Annotated in this window: 21 protein-coding genes; 7 read left to right on the forward strand and 14 right to left on the reverse strand. The window is 44.5% G+C overall.

The annotated features are described in order from the left end of the window. Positions 1-216: 216 nt before the first annotated feature. The gene (locus J7545_RS00445; protein ID WP_318698734.1) at positions 217-1,482 is read right to left on the reverse strand and encodes a hypothetical protein; all 1,266 of its coding nucleotides are present in this window, start codon (positions 1,480-1,482) and stop codon (positions 217-219) included. Positions 1,483-1,497: 15 nt separating this feature from the next. Next, a complete protein-coding gene (locus J7545_RS00450) occupies positions 1,498-1,698 on the reverse strand; it encodes a hypothetical protein (protein ID WP_318698735.1) in 201 nt (66 codons plus the stop codon). Between the two features lie 77 nt (positions 1,699-1,775). Between J7545_RS00450 and J7545_RS00455 the strand changes: the two genes are divergently transcribed. After that, positions 1,776-3,938, forward strand: coding sequence for a SpoIIE family protein phosphatase (locus J7545_RS00455; RefSeq protein ID WP_318718986.1), 2,163 nt, complete (start codon positions 1,776-1,778; stop codon positions 3,936-3,938). A gap of 579 nt (positions 3,939-4,517) precedes the next feature. Here the strand turns inward: J7545_RS00455 and J7545_RS00460 are convergent. Continuing rightward, positions 4,518-5,882: a HAMP domain-containing sensor histidine kinase gene (locus J7545_RS00460; RefSeq protein WP_318698313.1), complete on the reverse strand. Its 1,365-nt coding sequence runs from the start codon at positions 5,880-5,882 to the stop codon at positions 4,518-4,520. Between the two features lie 82 nt (positions 5,883-5,964). Further along, positions 5,965-6,960 (reverse strand): hypothetical protein, encoded by a 996-nt coding sequence (locus tag J7545_RS00465; protein ID WP_318698314.1) that lies wholly within the window; start codon positions 6,958-6,960, stop codon positions 5,965-5,967. 147 nt (positions 6,961-7,107) lie between these two features. On the opposite strand from J7545_RS00465, the gene J7545_RS00470 reads away from it, so the two are divergent. Beyond that, positions 7,108-7,860: a WecB/TagA/CpsF family glycosyltransferase gene (locus J7545_RS00470; RefSeq protein WP_318698315.1), complete on the forward strand. Its 753-nt coding sequence runs from the start codon at positions 7,108-7,110 to the stop codon at positions 7,858-7,860. A gap of 9 nt (positions 7,861-7,869) precedes the next feature. Further along, on the forward strand, positions 7,870-8,619 hold the full coding sequence (gene ftsE / locus J7545_RS00475) for a cell division ATP-binding protein FtsE (RefSeq protein WP_318698316.1): 750 nt from the start codon (positions 7,870-7,872) through the stop codon (positions 8,617-8,619). Here the strand turns inward: ftsE and J7545_RS00480 are convergent. From J7545_RS00480 to J7545_RS00495, 4 genes are all read right to left on the reverse strand, one after another. Next, positions 8,616-9,077 carry a pentapeptide repeat-containing protein gene (locus J7545_RS00480; protein ID WP_318698317.1) on the reverse strand — a complete coding sequence of 154 codons (462 nt, stop codon included), beginning with the start codon at positions 9,075-9,077 and terminating at the stop codon, positions 8,616-8,618. The two genes, ftsE and J7545_RS00480, sit on opposite strands and share 4 nt — an antisense overlap. 165 nt (positions 9,078-9,242) lie before the next feature. Beyond that, complete coding sequence (locus tag J7545_RS00485) at positions 9,243-9,899, reverse strand: hypothetical protein (protein WP_318698318.1); 657 nt, start codon at positions 9,897-9,899, stop codon at positions 9,243-9,245. Positions 9,900-10,055: 156 nt separating this feature from the next. Continuing rightward, on the reverse strand, positions 10,056-11,132 hold the full coding sequence (gene acsF, locus J7545_RS00490; protein WP_318698319.1) for a magnesium-protoporphyrin IX monomethyl ester (oxidative) cyclase: 1,077 nt from the start codon (positions 11,130-11,132) through the stop codon (positions 10,056-10,058). Positions 11,133-11,399: 267 nt separating this feature from the next. After that, positions 11,400-11,783: a DUF4346 domain-containing protein gene (locus J7545_RS00495; RefSeq protein ID WP_413038703.1), complete on the reverse strand. Its 384-nt coding sequence runs from the start codon at positions 11,781-11,783 to the stop codon at positions 11,400-11,402. Between the two features lie 186 nt (positions 11,784-11,969). On the opposite strand from J7545_RS00495, the gene galE reads away from it, so the two are divergent. Continuing rightward, on the forward strand, positions 11,970-12,983 hold the full coding sequence (gene galE, locus J7545_RS00500; RefSeq protein ID WP_318698321.1) for a UDP-glucose 4-epimerase GalE: 1,014 nt from the start codon (positions 11,970-11,972) through the stop codon (positions 12,981-12,983). A gap of 122 nt (positions 12,984-13,105) precedes the next feature. Here the strand turns inward: galE and J7545_RS00505 are convergent, their stop codons facing one another. After that, a complete protein-coding gene (locus tag J7545_RS00505) occupies positions 13,106-13,774 on the reverse strand; it encodes a sugar transferase (protein WP_318698322.1) in 669 nt (222 codons plus the stop codon). A gap of 610 nt (positions 13,775-14,384) precedes the next feature. Between J7545_RS00505 and J7545_RS00510 the strand changes: the two genes are divergently transcribed. Then, positions 14,385-14,816: a hypothetical protein gene (locus tag J7545_RS00510; protein WP_318698323.1), complete on the forward strand. Its 432-nt coding sequence runs from the start codon at positions 14,385-14,387 to the stop codon at positions 14,814-14,816. Here J7545_RS00510 and J7545_RS00515 read toward each other — a convergent pair. The 5 genes from J7545_RS00515 to J7545_RS00535 all read right to left on the reverse strand — a co-directional run bounded on the left by J7545_RS00515 (position 14,809) and on the right by J7545_RS00535 (position 18,394). Beyond that, positions 14,809-15,951, reverse strand: a complete 1,143-nt coding sequence (locus J7545_RS00515) for a histidinol-phosphate transaminase (RefSeq protein WP_318698324.1) — start codon at positions 15,949-15,951, stop codon at positions 14,809-14,811. The two genes, J7545_RS00510 and J7545_RS00515, sit on opposite strands and share 8 nt — an antisense overlap. 108 nt (positions 15,952-16,059) lie before the next feature. Continuing rightward, positions 16,060-16,731 carry a YqiA/YcfP family alpha/beta fold hydrolase gene (locus J7545_RS00520; RefSeq protein ID WP_318698325.1) on the reverse strand — a complete coding sequence of 224 codons (672 nt, stop codon included), beginning with the start codon at positions 16,729-16,731 and terminating at the stop codon, positions 16,060-16,062. 121 nt (positions 16,732-16,852) lie between these two features. Then, positions 16,853-17,362, reverse strand: a complete 510-nt coding sequence (locus J7545_RS00525; protein ID WP_318698326.1) for a Spy/CpxP family protein refolding chaperone — start codon at positions 17,360-17,362, stop codon at positions 16,853-16,855. 40 nt (positions 17,363-17,402) lie between these two features. Then, the gene (locus J7545_RS00530; RefSeq protein ID WP_318698327.1) at positions 17,403-17,801 is read right to left on the reverse strand and encodes a hypothetical protein; all 399 of its coding nucleotides are present in this window, start codon (positions 17,799-17,801) and stop codon (positions 17,403-17,405) included. Then, positions 17,798-18,394 (reverse strand): sigma-70 family RNA polymerase sigma factor, encoded by a 597-nt coding sequence (locus J7545_RS00535; RefSeq protein ID WP_318698328.1) that lies wholly within the window; start codon positions 18,392-18,394, stop codon positions 17,798-17,800. The genes J7545_RS00530 and J7545_RS00535 overlap by 4 nt, the downstream gene beginning before the upstream one ends. Before the next feature lie 161 nt (positions 18,395-18,555). Between J7545_RS00535 and J7545_RS00540 the strand changes: the two genes are divergently transcribed. Together J7545_RS00540 and J7545_RS00545 are read left to right on the forward strand one after the other, a co-directional pair. Continuing rightward, on the forward strand, positions 18,556-19,749 hold the full coding sequence (locus J7545_RS00540; RefSeq protein ID WP_318698329.1) for a succinate--CoA ligase subunit beta: 1,194 nt from the start codon (positions 18,556-18,558) through the stop codon (positions 19,747-19,749). A gap of 39 nt (positions 19,750-19,788) precedes the next feature. Next, entirely contained in the window at positions 19,789-20,736 is a 948-nt protein-coding gene (locus tag J7545_RS00545) for a succinate--CoA ligase subunit alpha (RefSeq protein WP_318698330.1), read from the forward strand. Positions 20,737-21,049 lie beyond the last annotated feature (313 nt).

Here is a 21,049-nt window from a genome sequence, read left to right on the forward strand (position 1 = left end):
TAGATTCGAGTTGTCATTGCGACCGCAGGGAAGCAATCGCCAAGATTTGGGGATTTTGCGATTGCTTCATTCCACTTGCGTGACCTTCGCAATGACTTATCTCAATGATACTGTACTCCGTTACAGCGCAAAGCGCTGTATATAGCAGAGAAAGGGAGAGTTAGGACATTTTCTATTGCCTATTCCCTATTGCCTAGCGCGAAGCACTATATGCTTTTATTCAAGATTGGGTTGTGGAAGAATGGGATCGAGGGTAACTTCTAACTGCGCATTACTGGCTACTCGGCGATCGCCTGAGATCGCCGCCTCAAAACTCCAAGTTTGCTCGTTGACCAAACATTGGACTAAATTTTGATAGGCAATGCTGGTATTTTGAGGATTTAAAACCAGCGTATAACTGGGTAAAATCCTCCCATTCTCATCAATAGTAACGAACAAAGTAATAGTTTGACCAAAGTATTCCCGCACACCCGACTCTAGGGGACAAGTGGGATTATCAGAGTCTAAAATTAGAGGTGTTTCTAAAGGTTTAGCTTTAGCCCATTCATCTGGAATATCGATTTGTTGCTCTGGGGGAGGGGGTTGGAGTCCTAAAAGTTTAGGAGAAAATTCGTCCGGTTTAATATCGCCAATATTGGGTAATTCTTCTTCTGCAACAGCCGGATTTTCAGGCAAGGGGTTAACGGGAGAGGCAGAAACTTGAGGGGGAGGAGAGGGAAGTGGAGATCTTACAGGAACAGACTCAATATCTGGTGAAGGAGTCACCAAAGGACGAGGAACGACACTCTGCGTAGGAACCGGAGTACCTTCTGAACTTGGTGTAGGTTCTGGTGTTACAGACGATTCAGGTGAAGGTTCTGGACTTGGCGTTGATTCAGGTGAGGCTTCAGGTGTTGGAATTGGAGAGGTTTCTGGAGTTGGTTCGGGAGTTGGAGACGATTCAGGTGAGGCTTCAGGCGTTGGAATTGGAGATGGTTCTGGGGTGGGTGAGGGAGTTGGAGACAGTGCAGGTGAAGGTTCAGGTGTTGGAGTGGGAGACGGTTGAGGTGAAGGTTCTGGGGTTGGAGAAAGTTTGGGAACCGGAAAAGGGGAAAACGTAGGAGAAGGGAAGGGTGCAGGAAAAGCTTCTAAAGAAGGGACTCTCTCTTCCAGTTCAGGCTGTACTTCTGGGACAACTGGAGGTGGACTAGGAGAAGGGGATGGGGGTTCAGGTTCTGTCTCATTGACTGGAGAAGGTGCGGCTTCAGGAGCTGAAGTTTCCTCAACAATAGCCTCAAGCATCTCAATAGGAATAAAGGATACAGAGTCTTGCTCCGTCATCCTCAGACGCAATAGGGGCTGCACTATCCATAACACTAATCCATGTAGCAGGATTGACCCCAAAACTAAAAGCAACCAAAATTGAGGAGAATGGGGCGATTCGCTCCGCGACTCCTTCGGGGAACGCCTCTGATGATAAGATTGATCCCGAATAAAAGACATAACCATTACCTTCAATTAAAAATTAAAAATTGATCGATGATCGCCTTTACAATTACCCGTTCCATGGCTAACTAACGATAGCTCACGCGCAAGTATCCTAACACTTCGCGACCAACTGGTACGCGATCGGTTACTTGCCTCTAGCAACCCATCATCCGTATCATGCTCAGGATTTCCATGGGGCGATCGCGCTATATTAGCATCGCTAGAAGCCATTTACTCCCAACTCAGACCCATTTAAGATTTTTAATTGATATAATCCTTCCCTTGAAACTTAAAGTACTTAACTCACGATGAACGATCCCAATTCTTCTGAATTAAGAGTATCTAACAGTCCATTAACCAAACCATCTTCCGAGCTATCTTCTAACCAATCTCTGATTACTAAACCCGGGGCAATTCAGTGGTTTAAAGATCTACCCATTCGTCAAAAACAGCTCATTGGCCTTTTTACCTCAGAAATTATTTCCATTGTCGGACTCGTGGGTGTCGGTGCGTACTTGATTTTTAAATCCGGACGGAATCAATTAGAACATCAAGCCAAATCTGAATTAGCAGTTACTCAGATAGAATATAATATCAAGATCGATCAAATGGGATTTGGATTTCGAGGACAAGCTGACAACTTAGCGATTATTCAAGTAGCCCAATATCACCGTTACGGTCAACTCATTCCTCCGGACTTTAAAGGGCAAGTTCAAACAATATTAGAAAATGAAATCAAAGCACGCCAAATTGAATATGCAACCTTGGTTGGAAAGAATCTCAAAATCATTGTCAATGGTAATCAGAACCGAGCCGGAGAAGTATTTAATCCGAAAAATCTCGTTCAGATCGCTCTGAAAACCGGCGAACAAATAAAAACCAGTGAAATAATCCATTGGCAAGATTTAGAAGCTGAATCTCCCGAACATCTTTCCTTCTTAACGCCTGGAGAAAAAATCCTGATTCGGTATACTATTACTCCAGTCAAAGATCCCCAAACCGATCAACCCATTGCTGTTCTAGTTTCGGGAGATATAGTGAATAAAAAAAGAGAGATTGTCCAATCTACTCTAGAAGCTCTCGATGGTGGATATAGTGGGATCTATCTTTATGATGAAAACAGGCAAAACTTTAACTTAATCACCTCAGTTAAACCCATTGATATAAAAGCACATCAATCTGCCTATGCAGCCGTTCATGGCTCCTATATTTTAGATCTCTCAATACCCGATCTAACTTTTTTACAAGAAGCAATTACTATCCCGAAAAATAGCCTGGTCACCCAACGAATGAAGCTCGAAGGAAAACACTATACATTTGCTGCTAAAGCAATTTATAATTACCAAGGTGAACCCATTGGTGTTTTGGTGAGAGGGACTCCAGAAACTGCCTTAGAAGAGTTAACAAGAGGAAGTCTTCTTTTGCAAGGAATCGTTGCCTCTTTAGCGTTAGGATTTGATATTATTTTAGCTATTTTATTAGGAATCACTATTACTCGCCCAATTAAACGTTTACAAAAAGCAACTCAAGCCTTTTCTCAAGGAGATTTAAGTGCTCGTGCCCCGATCGTGGGAAAAGATGAAATTGGTCATTTAGCCGACAATTTCAATCATATGGCTGACCGAATTCTCAACACTTTTCGACAACTTCAAGAACGCACCGCAGACTTAGCTTTAGCCAATCAGAGAATTGGAATATTAAATGATAAACTTAAGGTGGAAAACTTGCGCTTGAGTTCGGAATTAAATGTCGTAAGAAAGCTTCAGAAGATGGTGCTACCGAACGTGGAAGAATTAGAGAATATTGTGGGTTTAGAAATTTCAGGATATATGGAACCTGCAAATGAAGTGGGTGGAGATTATTATGACGTTCTCAAGCAAGGAGAGCGAGTCAAAATTGGGATTGGGGATGTGACCGGACATGGTTTAGAAAGTGGGATGTTAATGCTGATGACTCAAACCGTGATTCGTACTTTGCAAAATGCGAATGAAACCGATCCAGTACGATTTTTAGATCTATTGAATCAGACACTCTATGACAATTTGCAACGGATGAAATGTGATAAACATATAACGCTAGCAATTTTGGATTATCACCAGGGTAGAGTAAAACTCAGTGGTCAACATGAGCAAGTTATTGTGGTTCGATTAAACGGAGATATTGAGTTGATTGATACGATAGATTTGGGATTGCCTATTGGGTTAGATGAACAGATTTTGGAGTTTATTAGTCAACAGGATATTCAGTTAAATCCTTCTGATGTGATGGTATTATACACGGATGGGATTACAGAAGCGCAAAATAGGGAGAAAGAACACTATGGGTTAGAGCGTTTGTGTACAGTGGTGCAAGAACACCGAGATAAAACTGCCTATGAGATTCGGGAACGGGTGATTGAAGATGTGTGGAGGTTTATTAGGGAAGAAAAGATATTTGATGATATTACTTTGCTGGTTTTGAAACAACGATGAAATGCCTCATATTCACTGGAAAAGGAGTGGGTTCATTTGTCTGGGAGAGCCAGGAAGAGTTAAGACGTTTTATCCCACATTTCGCAGTATTAGAAATAGAATCCGAATTTCAAACAGCCCGATGCCCAAAGTGTGATAAAATCAGGTAAAGAAATTGTCACCTTACCGCCACAACGGGGTCTAATTATAAGTTAAGTATCAATCGCTTGAAATTGCATCATCAAACTATAACATGCTACTAGATCAATTAGTCTTATACGGGATTGCTGGAGAATCAGTATCTACTGATAGTATTGTTATAATCCCAGCGTATTATGAACTATTTGTTAGCTTTAACAGAGATGTGCTCAAATTTGGTTTTTCTCTCAGGAGTTACATGGATGAAAATGGATACAAGATGTCTGAAATATGTTATGCATTCCATCAGTTCTCAAAATACTATAGCCTTTATCGAATTAGTGAGGTACATTAGAAGAGAGGAGTAAAAAACTGGTAAATGAAAGCAGACTTTTTATTGTCCCTCATCTATTTGAGAAACGCTATATAACTAAAGTAGAATTAAAAAGGCTCGATACGAGATCATCCTCGATCGGGTCGATATGCGGGTAGAGTTACGGTAACAGTGGTTCCTCGATCGCGTTGAGACTCTATTTTAATTGAGCCATGATGGTTATCAACGATCGCCTTAACAATCGCTAATCCTAACCCCGATCCTGTCGCTACTTGACCTTCAGGATCTCGTATATCTCGGCTGCGAGACGCATCGACTCGGTAAAATCGATCGAAGAGATAGGGTAAATCGGCTTTAGCAATGCCTATCCCCGTGTTTTTGACTTGCAATTGGACTCCAGAACCCTGGCTTAAACAGACTGTAATGGTTCCTCCCGTAGGTGTATATTGCAGAGCATTACTAATTAAATTGGTGCATAAACGGCTTAACTGAGTCCAATCTCCAGTGACGGTGAAGGGGTCTAGATCCGGAGGATAATCGGGAGAGTCTAGATTAAAGTCTAAGGTTAAATTACGCGATCGCGCAATTAACTGCTGTTCTTCAATCACTTCCATCACCAAGGCATCTAAGGGAATAGATTGCCAGTGCTGTTCGACCATACCACTATCTTGCCGGGCTAAAAATAACAGATCGTTAACTAACCGTCCCATACGGCGCGTGAGTCGTTCTATGACTTGTAAAGGTTGATGTTGTTGAGGATCTAAACTGGGATCGGCAAGAGCAACTTGAACGTTCGTTTGAATCGTAGCAATCGGATTTCTTAATTCATGGGAAGCATCGGAGGTAAATTGCTTCAGTTGGAGATAACTCACTCTAACTGGTTCCATCGCTAAACCGGATAAAAACCACCCGATCGCCGCGACGGCAATGATTGTTAAACTAATAACAGCCGCCAAATCCACCATTAACTGCTGTGTGGGTTTGGTGACTTCAAACCAAGGATGGCTCACGCGCAAGTATCCTAACACCTCCCGATCCACTTGTACGCGATCGGTCACTTGTCGTAGGAGGACATCAGAGTCTGTATAATTCCAAAGATTTTCCTGGGGCGATCGCTCAATTCGTACCGTTTCCCCCATACGATTAAAATGGAGCGGAAGATTAAGGGGAGTTTCCCAAGTTGACCATAATAACTCTCCCGTGGGACTAAACCATTCTAAATCAATGCGATCGTCCTCTGCTGGTTCCACTTGGTGTTGAAAACTTGCTTCTAGATTAATCTGAAAATGGGGCGATTGACGACTAGCCGTAGACAGAGATTCAAAAATGAGCGATCGCTCCACCACCTCCACCACATGATTCAGGGTATCATCAATGCGATCGATCAGCGTCGCCCGCACATACCCATAAATCCCGCCAGCAAAACACAACAGCAGCACCGCAGTCACGGTAGTGTACCACAAAGCTAAACGGCGACGAGTCGTTTGAAACATAGATACTAGGCAATAGGCAATAGGCAACAGGCAATAGGAAAAATAAGTTTTACCTTTTCCTTGAATCGTCTATAAATAGCGACTAGCTATTGCTATTGTCCTCCTCTCCTGCCCCATCCCCATATTCATTCACGACTTCCTCAAAAGCCTGCAAGGATTGAGCTGTTACCGCTTGAGTCAACAGTTCTCCGAGGATCTCCCAATTTTCTATCTTCCGCACTTGCTCTACTAACTTTGACGGAATGTCGGCAAAACGGACTTCCAGAATACGGAATATCGCTTCTTGTTGCCCTTCAGCTCGTCCCTCTTCTCGTCCCTCTTCTCGTCCTTCTTGTCTCCCTTTCTCAATACCAAACCGTTCGACATTGGTAATATAAGGCATAGCTCTCTCCTGTTCTAACGTTTCAATTTCTGTCCATAAACGTCGCTCTTCTCTCTCTGGTAGAGCAATGAGCCAATCAATCAATCGAAATAGCTCGACAATATCCTCGCGGGACAATCCCCGTTGATAGAGACTTTTGATCAAGGCGAGTTTATTCTCATAACCCCCCTCTGGATTTTCACCCATACTCTGGGCTGCTCTATGGGCTTGAACTAGGGCAGCAAAGGGGTTAGGGTCATTGTCAAGCTCACTGATATTGTAATCAAGGAGCTTGACGATCGGAAAGGTTAAGCTGGCCTGGCATCCCCAAAAGTCTCGCTGATAATGATAGGGTCGCCATGATGGGCGATCGTCAGCTAAAACGGCTAAACTGGCTATGTTACGACGATAAGTGTCAAAGATACGACTATTGTAGATATACATTCGTTCAGCAAACTCGGATTGGGCTTGTGATTGGACTTCGATGTGTAACAACACCCAAATTTCTTCCCCATTCCTGCACCAGACTTTGACCAGTTTATCTGCATCTCGTCGCCCGGTTTCAGTTTCGCGCTTGATTTTTTGGAGTTCGGTATCGAGGAATTCAAAGCCCCTTGCCCAATTAATCTCTGCCTCAATCAGGGGAAAGAAAAAGCGCATAAAATCATGAAAGTAAAGCGAAATCGCTTCTTTCCATGGTGAGTCAAAATCGGTCATTCCTGCACCTTTAATCCATAATGGCTCTATGATAGATCGCCTCTTCCCTGACTCCCGAAATAGCTTGGGTAGCGCTAAGGTAAAATACGGAAGCATTGACGATAGATATTCAAATGCAAGAATATGGAGTGGGTAGAAGGAGTGAGGATGGAGAATAATCTGCTGAAGAGTCCAGAACCAGCACGGGTGATGGATCTTCCTATTCATTTATGCGACGATTATCCAGGGTGGTTACTGCATCTGCTCGAGGAACGTCAAGGAGCACATGTGGTGACTCTGAATGCAGAAATGACTATGCAAGCGCGGGAAAATCCAGCTCTAGCAGAGGTGATCCGCCAAGCAGATTTGGTCATTCCCGATGGATCGGGAGTGGTTTTATACTTGCAATGGCAGGGGTATCAGATCCAGCGCTTTCCCGGTATTGAGTTAGCCCAAACACTGCTTTATCGTATCCCTGAATTCTCTTCATCAGAGGAAGTCTCTAAAGGGGTGTTTTTCTATGGAGGACAGCCAGGAGTTGCTGAAGAGGCGGCGCAAATGTGGCAGCAGCACTGTCCAGATCTTGAGATCGCGGCGCAACATGGGTATCTGTCTGAAGCTGAACAGCAAGCCCTTTTATCTACGTTAGAAGAAAAACAACCTTACTTGATTTATGTTGGCTTAGGCGTTCCCCGTCAAGAACTCTGGATTGCCCAACATCGCTGGATCTGTCCGGAGTCCATTTGGATTGGAGTAGGGGGCAGTTTTGATATTTGGGCAGGACGAAAAGATCGCGCTCCGGTTTGGTTGCGCGATCGCCATTTAGAATGGGTGTATCGTCTCTACCAAGAACCGAGTCGTTGGCGGAGAATGTTAGCCCTACCTCGGTTTGCCTGGCTATCCTTAACTCAGTCGTTCTGATCGGTTCAGATGAAAACCCTAAAACAAACGCTACAGTCAGTCCGGCAATGGTGGCAGCCATCTCATTCCCCAGAACCCTCGGTTGCAGGAAAAAAAATCATTATTCAGTTTCAGAAGATCCAAAAAACCTATAACAATGGCGCTTGTCCCCTGCGCCAAATCTCCTTAGTGGTTTGTAAGGGCGATTTTCTGTTTATTACGGGAGCATCTGGAGCAGGAAAATCGACGTTTCTCAAGCTCATTTATGGGGCAGAAAAGCCCACATCCGGTAACTTGACCGTTTTAGGGGAAACGATGACAGACTTAAAAGGCGATCGCCTCTCCCAACTGCGGCGTAAAATGGGTATTGTCTTCCAAGACTACCAACTTATCCCCCAAAAAACCATTGCTGAAAACCTAACCTTTGTTCTTCGCGCCCAAGGATTTAGCCCTGCACAAATCCAGCGCCGTCTACCCCCTACCTTGAAAATGTTAGGTTTATCCCACAAAGCCAACTGTTTCCCCCATTACCTCTCTGGAGGAGAACAACAACGGGCAAGTTTAGCACGCGCTCTGGTAGGGACACCTCCCCTCCTGTTAGCCGATGAACCCACAGGTAACCTGGATTCCCACAACGCCATACAAGTAATGAAAATCTTACAAAAAGTTAATCGCATGGGCATCACCATTCTGGTGACTACCCATGACGAACGATTGATTCAGTTTTTAGGAAAACCAGTCTTATCTCTCCATCAAGGGCATTTAACCCCTGTCGATTAGAATTCTACATCTTCACCTGGTTCTGGAGCTAATCCACCGACCCCAATTTGGGTATTGTAGATGGTTGCTTCCGTAATCGTCAGGTCTTGCATCTCTGCACGGGTAACATCCACTTCAATTAGAGAAGCACGGGTAAAATCAACATCGACTAGATTGGCTTCATGTAAACTGGCTTGGTTGAGGAAGGCATCGGTTAGGTTCGCGCCTTCGAGATTAGCACCCGTGAGATCTGCACCTTCTAAGTTTGCTTCAGTCAGATTTGCACCGGATAAATCAGCATTGCGTAAGTCTGCGCCAATCAAATGGTGTTGGCTTAAATCTGCACCAGAGAGGTCACAGCCCATACATGCGCGAGTTTCAAGCAGTTGTTGGACGCGATCGGGATTTTCAGCTTTAGCTGGACTGAGCCATAGAAGGGGAGTAAATAAGGCTAAAACGGCTGCATGTGTAAGTTTCATATTGGCTTACCTCCCACACTGGTGTATAGATCGAATGTTATGATTCTCAGTATAGGGGTCACATCCCTGGAATTTCTTCCTCCAAGTGGAGGATTTGCAATTCACCCTTGTGCCGGATGTGCGATCGCCACAGTTATGCTATAATTGCTGAGATATTACATTGCGCTAAAACATCCATTCTAAGGAAATACCGACTCGACTATCTTTACGCTCGGTGGAGTTCTGTTTTTCGATCTCTGTTCCTAAACGCCACTGCTCAGTTAGAGCATAACCCATGGCAAGGGTCGTTAAACCAATTTCTGTGCCACTTCCCGGATTGACAAAGGTTTGAGAGAGGGATAAATCTGTACCTCCTCCCCGTGAAGGAATGAGAATCAGGCGTAGTCCCAAATTAATCCCCCCTCTTGAATAGTCTGGGGTTCCCAGATGATGATACCCGAAGACGGGAGCTAAGTTAAAATAGCCACCTAGGGGGAGTACATGATAATGAAGATCTAGGGCTAAGTGCGATCGCTCCCCCTCAAACGATCCCTCATACCCTAAACTCATACTTAACCCCGTTTTTCCCACCCACCAATCTTCTAAACCCACATGAAATCCCCCCAGATGATCTGAGGACGGAAACTGGGAATACCCTGCTTTCAGTCGGGTGGGTAAACTTGGATCGGTTTGGATCTCCTGTAACACATTTGGCACGTCCTCTTGCCAACGTTGCAGCACGGGAGAGCCTTCTAAAACCCCTGGTGGCACCTCCACAGGCTCGGCATAGGCAGCAAGTTCCATCCCCCATAACCCAGCGACTAACCCCAGGATGATACTCATTAAACTCTTAACAGATTCTCCCATTTCCATTGTCTTACCCTCAAAAGAGAGGTAAACTCCGTGTTTCTCCGTGACTCTGTGGTTTTATCCCTTTAAAAACCATAAAAAGGGCCTGCCAATCTTGACAGAACCCTTTCACCTCATGAAAAAATCTAATTAAAGAACAGCGCCTTCCATTTCTGTCACATCAATGGGCTTCATGAAATACAGTTTGATAAACTGAACACCATTGGAAAGGTAATGGGGAAGCTTTTGCAGGGGTTTTAAGAACTTGGGACTGCTAGAAGCATCAATTTCCCGCAATTTCTTATTATTTTCGATGCAAATATCCAAATATTCATAGAATTTCGGATTGTCTACATCCAACATGACTGGGAATACCCGACCTGCGGTTTCATTGGTTTTCTTGATCACATAAATGTCGTATTCGCGCGCATCTAAACCAATGGAAGCATAGAAATCTGACCGTTGAATATCATTAAGGAACATGGTTGCAAACACCGACAACAGGAAGAAACGACTCCAGAGTTTCGCCTTCCAATCATTGAGTATTTGGGGCTGAGATTTCATAATGGCATCAAAGAAATCACCATGGCGGTTTTCGTCCTGACACCAATTTTCAAAGAAGCGGAAGATGGGATAAACTCTATCTTCTGGATGTTTCTGTAAGTGGCGATAGATTGTGATATAGCGCCAGTAGCCAATTTTTTCAGACAGGTAAGTAGCGTAGAAAATAAACTTAGGCTTGAAGAAAGTATAGCTCCGACTTTTGGTCAGAAAGCCTAAGTCTAAGGAGAGATTGAAGTCGGACATCGCCTTATTCAAAAATCCAGCATGACGGGCTTCGTCACGGGACATTAAATTAAAGCATTCTGCCAACACTGGACTTTTACCCTTGAGACGACGGCCCAATTCTTTATAGAGTAAGAAACCAGAAAACTCAGCGGTACAAGAGCGTTCGAGAAATTCGACAAACAACCGACGGGTTTCACCATCAATATGATCCCAGGATTGATTAAATTCCTCGTCACGGACAAAGTGATGGCGATTATAATCTGCTCTGAATTCTTCCAGAATCGCTTGCAATTCGTCTTCATTTACAGAGATGTCCATCTCAGCCATCTCATCGAAGTCTGTGGTGTAGAATCGAGGGGTCAGGATAGTTTCCTTAGCCGGGACTTTTACGCCTGGACGGATTTCTTGAAAAGCGGGTTTTTCAGCCGAGCTTACCATAGGTCTTTAAGGATTTGTTTTGAGTTATGAGCGCTTCCCTTAAGGGGGGTTGGATCTCCGGTGAGGGAGGGTTTTTAAAGTATCTAGGGTCTTAGTTTAACAAGGTCTGAGGCAGCGATCGCCATTTTTATGTTAAGAGTTGCAACAATTTTGTTACTTTACTCAATTTATCGCTGAGGTAAATCCCATATCTATCCCTATCAGTAGAAGGGATACAGCTATTTTGGACTAGGCTGCACCACACGATCGCAGATTTCTTAATCTTTCTTAATCTTGGATATACTCTGTACCCTGAATCAGGGCGAACTCTGCCCGCACCAACTCCCGTCCCAGATACGCCGCATGATCGAACATCGTTACCCCACAGGGAGGATCGGTTTCAAAGAGTTTGACGCACAATTCCTTTGCCGTTCGCGCTGTGTAAACCTGACTCGCGGTTCGTTCCACTTTCCCTTTGGCAGGAATAACCTTTCCAGTGTCCGGATCGACTGCCAGACCGCGATCGTTGATAATATTAGTAAAATGCTTGGTGCCAATCAGCCCAGCTTCTCGGTCAAGGTAAATAATAAAATACCCTCCTGGATCGAGAGCAATATCTCGTTTCGAGAGTTCGTTATCAATGGCAGTAATCTCTTGGGCAATATCAGTCATACAGAACAAAAAGGCTAACGTTAGATAGAACATTATGGGTAAGATTGATGTTCATCGATTGAACCCCTTACCCATGCTATTTATAGTGTAAGATTTCTGGGGAATCGATTCCAAGGAAAATAGAGATTTAGGGCAGAGCAACTACTAGACAAATATCCAAATATCCATAGATAAGGGGATTTTCAGGTGGCGCAAGCAAAACCAACGATTTTAGTAACCGGTGGAGCCGGCTATATTGGCTCCCATGCAGTGTTGGCTTTACAACAGGCTAACTATGAGGTGATTATTCTAGATAATCTCAGTTATGGGCATCAGGATTTAGTCGAAGATGTTCTCAAAGTACCCTTAATTGTAGGAGATATTAGCGATCGCCTCCTACTCGATCAAGTCTTCCAAACTTATCCTATCGCTGCCGTCATGCACTTCGCCGCATTTATTGCCGTTGGCGAGTCCGTCCAAAAACCGGGCATGTACTATAGCAATAACGTTCATGGCACGTTAACCCTCCTAGAAGCCATGTTAACCGCCAATGTCAAGAAGTTAGTTTTCTCTTCCACTTGTGCCATTTATGGGGAACCTCAAACTCTTCCTATCCCCGAAGAGCATCCCCAAAATCCCATGAGTCCTTATGCTGCGAGTAAGGCCATGGTTGAACGCATTCTCACTGATTTTGACCATGCCTATGGTTTACAATCGGTCCGTTTCCGCTATTTTAACGCCGCTGGAGCCGAACCTGGAGGCTTATTAGGTGAGGATCATCATCCAGAAACCCATTTGATTCCCTTAGCGTTGCAAACAGCTTTAGGAAAACGGGACTCTTTATCTATCTTTGGCACAGATTATGACACAGAAGACGGAACCTGTATTCGAGATTACATTCATGTACTTGACTTAGCGGCTGCCCATGTTCTGGGTTTAGAATACCTGCTCAATGGTGGCGAAAGTGAAGTCTTTAATCTGGGGAATGGCAATGGCTTTTCCGTCAGACAAGTCATTGAAACGGCTCGCCAAGTGACGGGAGGTGAAATTAAAGCAGTTGAGTGCGATCGCCGTTCTGGAGATCCGCCTATATTAGTGGGTAGTAGTGATAAAGCCAGAACTTTCCTCAACTGGAATCCCATCTATCCTGATGTAGAAACCATTATTCGCCATGCTTGGCAATGGCATCAATCGAGGCATGGAATAGGGAATGGAGAGTAGTCCATCTCCATGTCTTTGCGTCTTTGCGTCCCTGCATCCCTGTTTTCCTATTCCCCAAAATAAGAGGGGTTAACCAACAAGTGTTGACCCCTACAATATCACCTTAAACCCAGCTCAATCGGTTAACAAGCCCCTGTCCGATGTAAAATAACATAAACCGTTTGCCAAATGAGTTCTAAATCATAGAGAGGAGTCCAGAGGGATTGATATTCTAAATCTAAGCTCACGATATCCTCGAAATTGCTCACTAACGAACGTCCCTTCACCTGCCATTGTCCCGTTAAACCTGGTTTTACATCCAATCGTCTCCAGTGATGAGGTTTGTAGCGAATCACTTCATCATGGATAGGGGGACGAGTTCCGACTAAGCTCATCTCTCCCAGTAAGACATTCCAGAATTGAGGAAACTCATCTAAGCTAGTTTTACGCAAAAATTGGCCCACTTTAGTGACGCGGGGATCGGATTTATTTTTGAAGATTAACCCCTCAGCCTGGTTTTTCACTTTCGATTTCAGATTATCAGCATTGGTCACCATCGAGCGAAACTTATAAATAGTAAATGGCTTACCATGGAGTCCATAGCGGCGCTGACTGAAGAAAATAGGTCCAGGACTATCGAGTTTAATGGCAATGGCGATCGGGATAAAGATCAGAGCTAGAATCAACAAACCGACAAGACTACCAATAATATCGATGGTACGTTTAATCGGGCAATCTGTAGAAGGATGATGGAGTCTGGGTAAAACCGATACCAATTCCCAGCTTGAACCAAGGGAATAATTACTGTTCATAACACTTACATTATGAGGGACTTATGGGGCTTGATTCGAGTGTGTGCTTATACATCTCTATGCTAAGTCAATCCTTTGGTCTTTGGGTAGCGCTCAGACTTAAGCTTCTTGAAATCTTTAAAATTCTGTACCCATTTCTTCAGTTTTATGAAGTTTTGATGAAGTTAGGATATGGACTAACTATAGGATTTACACTGAAAGATAGATCGAATAATTTTAACAATAAAGCGCCAGCATTGACTCATCAACCCGTTAAAAGTCAAGGGTATCCCCGATCCTGCTCTTAAATCTCTGAATATAGTTTTGATCGGATGCATCTTAGAGCAAAGAAGTACCGGGAAAGTTATTGCCAGCTAGAGTTAATGCACTTAAACTGGGTTTGTCTCAGCTTAAATTTAGATGATCTATGAGCATTAAACCAAATCTCCTGTTCTTTGTCATAACATCTTGTGAACTTAACCGACTATGATCGCAAATGGAGAGCAATCATCTAAACGGCTGCCAATCATCGGCTTCCCCCATAGCTGCCTCGACTTCACCTAGAAGAGTTCAGTCAGTTCCGGGAAATTGTCAACATAACCCATTTCATACTCGAAAACTTGGTCAAACGGTGTTAGAGGTGCCAGATCTCGATCCCTTGAGTCAATTAAAATCAGGAAAATTGTTGATGGTCAATAAGAGCCGTCGCAATGGTCTGATTGTCTATAAACGCTATTATGCAGAATTTGCCGGTCCTGGGGCGGCTGTCGGTGGAATCTGCGATTCAGATTGTCATGGGTTCTTACCTGTGGGAAATCTGGATCTGGTCTCTCCGCAAAACTTAGAGGAGCAACGACAAGCTTATTTAATTCGCCTTCAGTGGATTCGTTTTACCCATCAATTCTCTGACCAAAGTATCCCTCTCAATCGGGCCCAAAAGATTCTTCAGCATTTTGAAGCTTTTTTTGGCGCTAAAACTCTGGCAACTATACCTGATGAGGCTTTAGCGTTGATGGTAGGTGTTTTCCCAAAGACGATCGATGAGGCTCGATTGCTCAGTTAAGAACGGAAACTGAGTCTAAAAGGCTATGGAGTCTTTGGTAAGTGCGTTTATTTTCGTCCGGATTGCCAATGGTGATCCTTAATCCTCCTCCAGTGTGACGAATAAGAGTGCCTTGGGTTTTCAGGCGATCGCCGAGCGTTTCGTAGGTCAGGTGGCTGCTAGAATTAAGGCGAGCATAGAGAAAATTCCCCGCACTTGGCCAAACTGTGAGCTGAGAAATTTGATTTAACTGTTCTTTTAGGTATTTTCTCTCTTCCAACAGTGAACCAACACTGCTGAGAATCGGTTGACGATTTTGTAGAACTAACAGGGCTGCCAGTTGGGAAAACGTAGGTAAGTTATAGGGCAGTCGTACTTTTTCTAAGGCTTCAATGAATTCCGGGTGACCCACAGCATAGCCGACGCGATGGGAGGCTAACCGAAAGGCTTTGGAAAACGTCCGTAATATCACCCAATTGGGATGTTGACCCAATTCAGAGACGAGAGTGTGTTGACTAAATTCAAAATAGGCTTCGTCAATCACCACCAAAATTTCTGGAGGGAGTTGTTTTAGCCACTCGATTTCTTGAGGGGTAAGTGGGTTTCCAGTAGGGGAGTTGGGATGTACCATAAAAACCACCCGAATCGGAACCGAAGTATCTGATTCTACAATCTTTTGAGCGGCTTCTAGATTGGTTTCAAAGGTTTGGGGATTGCGGTCACTATTGACCACAGGAATGCCTAGGGTTTGGGCGAGAATCCCATACATGGAGAAAGTGGGATTAGCGGCTAAAATCGCTGCTCTCTCCCCTAAACATGTGGCCATAAGGATGGATCGAATCAGTTCATCGGAGCCGTTTCCTAGGCAAATTTGAGTGGGGAAAAGGGCAGTTTCTGGAGAGATCTGAGCTGATTCGTTGACATATTCAGCGATCGCCTCTTTCAATTCTTGATGACTGCCATCTGGATAGCGGTTAGCCTCTAGGGAATGAATATAAAGTTCGCCTAATTTCTGTTTCAGCTCTTCTGGTAAATCATTGGCGCTTTCATTGGTATCGAGTCGATCCAAAGTCTGTGGATGAGTGCCGATGATGCTTCCTGGATGAGGTTTATAGGCATTCAGTTGGGCGATCGCCGGACGGATGAAAGACAACATAGACTTAACTCACTCAGAAGTAGCGATGAAGATGAAATCAGCATATCAAATTTTATAGCGCTACGTGCTGGTCATAGGTAGCAGTGGGCACTAGGGAATCAGAAAAACTTAGTTGAGGGTTGTAATTCCAGGTAAAAAGTCTTGAATGCCTTGCCAAATTTGGGGTAGTTTATCGCCTAAGCTATGATCGCTCTCTAACTCAATTAAGTTAACCCAAGGTCGGTTCTCAGCGTAGTCTCGACTGACTTTAAGGGCAATAACTTCATCGTGTAACCCATGGAAAATGAGCGTAGGGACAGCACGGGTGAGAGACGAAGAGGGATATTGAAGTAAATCGGAGATGAAACAGTAGTGTAAGGGAAGCGATCGCTTCTGGCCATAATGATAAATGGGCCAATAGCCCCTTTTTTGCCATTCTTGACGTTCAGATTCCGTCAATTGAGTCATCCAATAGGTATAAAACTCAAAAGCGGGAGCCAGTAAAATTAATGCTTGCACTTGAGGATAACATTGGGCTAACCAAGTGGCTGTTAACCCTCCAAAACTCGAACCAATAATATAAACTGGGGTTTCTGATGCTGGGAGTAATTCCCCCACCTGTTGCAATTGGCGAGTTAGGGTGAGATGAGAAAAATCACCCTGATTCAGATTGGGGACTTCCAAGGTGAGTTGGCGATCGCTAAATTTTTGGGCGATCGCCAGAGACTTAAAGGACTGGGGAGATGAGGCAAACCCATGCAGATAGAAATACAGTGCTTCGCGCGGTAATGGGAAAACCATTTTTCTTCAGGAAAGAACCAGGGGGTAGGGTGAGCAAGAGAACAGAGCGATTCCATTCCAGCTTATACCTCTTTCCCTACCCACCCTAAGATGATGGGCTAACCCAATTGTTAATGATTCATTATTCCTGATTACCCCGACGATTCCCTCGGCCTGGGCCAAAGCGATCGCGTTTTTGATTCATCATCTCAGCAAACTGTTGCCGTTGGCTCTCATCAAGCACTGCACGAATCTCCATCATGCTCTCAAAACGAAGACTTCCCATTTGTTGAGCCAACTGTTGCACCTGCTGATATTGGCTCCGAATTTGGCTCTCATTGGCATTTCCTGTCATTAAACTACGCAACTGCTCGCGAGCTTGCTGCATGGCCTCTCGACCTTGTTCCAATTGGGGTTTATAGCGGTCTCGAATGGCTTCAATATCCTGTTGCTGTTGTTCAGAAAGATTCAACTGTTGCATCAATTGACTATTCTGCCCGCGCTGACTCCAGCCTCCTTGTTGAGCCATAATCGTACCTTGATTATCCCAATTTCGACGAGATTGAGCTTCAGCCATTCCCCCACCAAGAACCAGTAAGGTTAAGCTAACAGAACAGACCCGAGCGATCGAACGAACATTAACAGACATCATTTTGAGATACCTCTTCGGTTGAATGAATAAACTAATGGGTTTACGGGGAAGATTCCCAGAGAAGCAATGGATCGTCTTGCACCCAAGACAACTCTTGGCTAGTCGGACTGACCGTTTCCTGCCAAGTAGCTTGCAAAAATTGATCTAATGACGCGATTTCTTCTTCGGATAGGGGTTGGCTTGCCATTTGAGTAGACCAACGAGCATATCCACCCATCCCTAAAACCAGACTAGCGGCGATCGCCCCTACGACCCAAACCTTTCTCCTTTTGCGACTTACCCGTATTTCAGGATTAAGGCTCTGAATTTCTGGCAGAATTTGGTCTTCCAGCCCCCTTGTCTCTGGTGGAGGGCAAGGACGATAGTGATGCAGAAACTCAACCAGGCGATCGTCCTTTTCTGGCTCACCCGATGAAGATTGAGGATTAAGCGGCTTCATAATTGCACTCCCTGTGCTTCCAAAAACTTACGCATGGCTGCTCGGCCATGAAATAACCTCGATTTCACTGTCCCCAAAGGAATCTGTAAAACCTGAGCAATCTCCTTTTGTGGTACATCTTCCAAATCATGCAAAACCAGAACTGTGCGTTGTTCCCAACTCAATTGTTCTAGACCTCGATGCACCAAATCTTGATAATGGAGGTGCATTAAATCGGATGTGTTTTCAGACACAGACAAAAGATCCACATTCAAGGACAATTGATTCTGTTTCGCTAATTGTCGCCGTTGATCCGAGGCTACATTACAAGTAATTCGGTAGAGCCAAGTCGAAAACTTTGCACTTCTCCGAAACTTGGGTAGTCCTTTCCAAGCTCGCAAAAATACCTCCTGAACCAGGTCATCCAGGTGAGATAGCCCACAAAGTTGATACAAAGTGGAGCGAACCTGGGCTTGATAACGGCGATATAATAGGCGATAGCTCTGGGGATCTCCCTGAAGACATCGATGGACTAATTCTGAATCAGGATTAGATGATTCAGAATCGCCATTCCTCCGATCGGGTCCCCAAAGATGAGCTAATCTAGCAGCCACGCAACCCGTTCCTCGTCATTAGTGATTTCTGTATGTTTAGACTTGGGGGGGGAGCAGAAGGTTCAAGGTCGTCAAGAATAATTTTAAAACTCTAGATTTTTAAATTCTGGATAAAATAAAAGATTAACAAATCACCCATCTTGTCTAACCCCTAATTTTATATGGATTTACTAGAGTATCAGGCTAAGGAACTATTCGCGGAGATTGGCATTCCAATATTGCCGTCTCAGTGCATCAATCATCCGGCTGAGTTGAAAGGATTGAGGATTCCCTATCCCGTAGTCTTGAAGTCCCAAGTGCGGGCTGGAGGTCGGAGTAAGGCTGGAGGGGTAAAGTTTGCCGAAAATACCATTGATGCAGTGGCGGCTGCTCAAGCGATCGCGAATTTGCCGATTATGGGAGATTATCCAGATGTGATTCTTGCAGAGGCTAAGTACAATGCCGATCAAGAGTTCTATCTGGCAGTTGTTTTAGATACTCAGGCTAGACGACCGGTACTGTTAGGGTCGAAGAAAGGCGGGGTGGATCTCGATGCGGTGATGGAACAAATGCAATTCGTGGTGGTAGACCAGGCTTTTTCCCCTTTTTATGCTCGCCGTTTGGTGTTAAAGATGGGACTCCAGGGGCGCTTGATTCAATCGGTTAGTCAAATCATTGAAAAAATGTATCGATTGTTTGTGGATAAAGACCTGGATGTGGTAGAAATCAACCCTTTGGGCGTAAGTCCTGATGGCAGTGTGATGGCTCTAGATGGTAAGGTAACGGTGAATGATGAGGCCTTAAGCCGCCATCCGGATATGGTGGAATTATTGCACCAACATGCCCCTGGATTGGTCAAGGCTAATCCGTTGAAGTTAGAGATGAATGGCGATCGCCCACAGAAAGGAGATAAGATCCGAGATCTGGGCTTTCATCTAATGGATTTAGAGGGCACGATTGGAGTCTTGTCCAATGGTACAGGATTGATGATGGCCACCCTCGATTTAATCTATAGTCACCGGGGCAATCCAGGCCGGTGCTTAGATATTGCTGGAGACTTTCAAGGGGGATGGTTAGCCGATCAACTCTGTGAGCGCATTGAGGTTGCCTTGGATTGGGTACTCGATGGGACGAATGGGGAGGTCTTGCTCATGAATTTGATCGGTAGTTTAACGCCGAGCGATCGCATTGCAGAAACGATCCTAAAGGCCTTAGAACGCCGATCTCGATCGCCTGTGAATCGCTCAATTCCAGTTATTCTCAGAGTGGTGGGAGATCCCTTGAGTCTAGAGAGGGAAGAGCGATTAGCTCAATTTCAAATTACGTGGATACAAGACCTAGAAGCAGCGATTAAAGCAGCTTTGGCTCAAGCGTAAACTTTAAGTGTTCTGTCAAAAAAAGCGCCCTGATTACCCATGAACTTTAGTCATACTCAAAAAGTATTAGTCCAAGGAATTACCCAGGCTTTAGGAGGAGTCCATGCCCGGTTAATGAAAGAGTATGGTACGAATGTGGTGGCAGGGGTGAGTGCGGGAGATGGAGGTCAAGAGATTGAAGGAATTCCCACATTTGATTTGGTGGAAGAGGCAGTGACTCAGGTAGAGGGGATTGATACATCGTTGATTTTTGTCTCGCCCTATGAAATGCTTGATGCTGCTCTAGAGGCGATCGCCGCTGGAATTCGCAATCTGATTTTAATTCCCTCTGGAATGCCTCCCCTGGATATGGTGAAGTTACTACGTAAAGCGGAAGTGACGGAAACCTTAGTCTTGGGGCCCAATTGTCCCGGCATCATTGTCCCAGGTCAAGTGCTACTGGGAACCCATCCCACTCAATGTTATACTCCCGGACGCATTGGTTTAATTAGTTGCGCGGATACTCTGACCTATCAAGTAGCGTTAGAGTTAAGTAAGGCAGGATTGGGTCAATCCGTAGGGGTGGGTTTAGGCCGAGAAACCATTTTAGGGTCTTCGTTTGCCCAATGGTTACAAATTTTAGAAGAAGATGACCAAACCGATGCGATCGTCCTTGTGGGTGAGATGGGTGGACTAGGAGGAGAAGAACAAGCTGCCCAATATATTAGTGAAGCTATTGATAAACCCGTAGTAGCCTATTTAGCGGGTCAACAGTCCCCCAAACTTCGCCGAAAACGTCATGCAGCCTTAATTGCGTCCCGATTATTAGTGGGCGAGACGAAAGCAGGAAGAGGTTCGATGGTGAATACAGAAATGGGCGATCGCAAGTTAGAAGCCTTTAAAGCTGGTAAAATTTCTGTAGCCCAGAAACTTGCTGATATTCCTAGGTTGCTGAAAACTAAATTGAAACCCGCTTCATCTGCTAGAGGACGAAGAAGCCAAAAGTGAGGATAAAAATGAACAAAAAAACAACAGTACTAATCTGAACGCTCTTGGCCTTCCTACAATGGCTTTGATATTATAGCTGAGAAAGGGAGAGTTAGGGCATTTTCTATTGCCTCTTGCCTATTGCCTCTTGCCTCAAACCATAACCTCACTGTCCTAATCAACTCTTTCACTGCTATAGCCCTCTTTTGTCACTCTGCCGAATCAAGATAGGAATTAAGATAAGGGATTTAGGCTGAAGAAAAAAAGTATTGAAATTGATTGACACGGTGTAGCAATGGGCGAAGTGATGAGAGTAATTGCCAATCTGGGAAAA

The sequence above is a fragment of the Roseofilum sp. SBFL genome (assembly GCF_017746885.1).
GTDB lineage: Bacteria > Cyanobacteriota > Cyanobacteriia > Cyanobacteriales > Desertifilaceae > Roseofilum.

What these genes read in the sequence shown, in the direction of transcription:
- J7545_RS00445 (WP_318698734.1), bottom strand. Translation starts at nt 1,482, where the DNA reads ATGTCTTTTATTCGGGATCAATCTTATCATCAGAGGCGTTCCCCGAAG.
- J7545_RS00450 (WP_318698735.1), bottom strand. Translation starts at nt 1,698, where the DNA reads ATGGCTTCTAGCGATGCTAATATAGCGCGATCGCCCCATGGAAATCCT.
- J7545_RS00455 (WP_318718986.1), top strand. Translation starts at nt 1,776, where the DNA reads ATGAACGATCCCAATTCTTCTGAATTAAGAGTATCTAACAGTCCATTA.
- J7545_RS00460 (WP_318698313.1), bottom strand. Translation starts at nt 5,882, where the DNA reads ATGTTTCAAACGACTCGTCGCCGTTTAGCTTTGTGGTACACTACCGTG.
- J7545_RS00465 (WP_318698314.1), bottom strand. Translation starts at nt 6,960, where the DNA reads ATGACCGATTTTGACTCACCATGGAAAGAAGCGATTTCGCTTTACTTT.
- J7545_RS00470 (WP_318698315.1), top strand. Translation starts at nt 7,108, where the DNA reads ATGGAGAATAATCTGCTGAAGAGTCCAGAACCAGCACGGGTGATGGAT.
- ftsE (WP_318698316.1), top strand. Translation starts at nt 7,870, where the DNA reads ATGAAAACCCTAAAACAAACGCTACAGTCAGTCCGGCAATGGTGGCAG.
- J7545_RS00480 (WP_318698317.1), bottom strand. Translation starts at nt 9,077, where the DNA reads ATGAAACTTACACATGCAGCCGTTTTAGCCTTATTTACTCCCCTTCTA.
- J7545_RS00485 (WP_318698318.1), bottom strand. Translation starts at nt 9,899, where the DNA reads ATGAGTATCATCCTGGGGTTAGTCGCTGGGTTATGGGGGATGGAACTT.
- acsF (WP_318698319.1), bottom strand. Translation starts at nt 11,132, where the DNA reads ATGGTAAGCTCGGCTGAAAAACCCGCTTTTCAAGAAATCCGTCCAGGC.
- J7545_RS00495 (WP_413038703.1), bottom strand. Translation starts at nt 11,783, where the DNA reads ATGACTGATATTGCCCAAGAGATTACTGCCATTGATAACGAACTCTCG.
- J7545_RS00505 (WP_318698322.1), bottom strand. Translation starts at nt 13,774, where the DNA reads ATGAACAGTAATTATTCCCTTGGTTCAAGCTGGGAATTGGTATCGGTT.
- J7545_RS00515 (WP_318698324.1), bottom strand. Translation starts at nt 15,951, where the DNA reads ATGTTGTCTTTCATCCGTCCGGCGATCGCCCAACTGAATGCCTATAAA.
- J7545_RS00520 (WP_318698325.1), bottom strand. Translation starts at nt 16,731, where the DNA reads ATGGTTTTCCCATTACCGCGCGAAGCACTGTATTTCTATCTGCATGGG.
- J7545_RS00525 (WP_318698326.1), bottom strand. Translation starts at nt 17,362, where the DNA reads ATGATGTCTGTTAATGTTCGTTCGATCGCTCGGGTCTGTTCTGTTAGC.
- J7545_RS00530 (WP_318698327.1), bottom strand. Translation starts at nt 17,801, where the DNA reads ATGAAGCCGCTTAATCCTCAATCTTCATCGGGTGAGCCAGAAAAGGAC.
- J7545_RS00540 (WP_318698329.1), top strand. Translation starts at nt 18,556, where the DNA reads ATGGATTTACTAGAGTATCAGGCTAAGGAACTATTCGCGGAGATTGGC.
- J7545_RS00545 (WP_318698330.1), top strand. Translation starts at nt 19,789, where the DNA reads ATGAACTTTAGTCATACTCAAAAAGTATTAGTCCAAGGAATTACCCAG.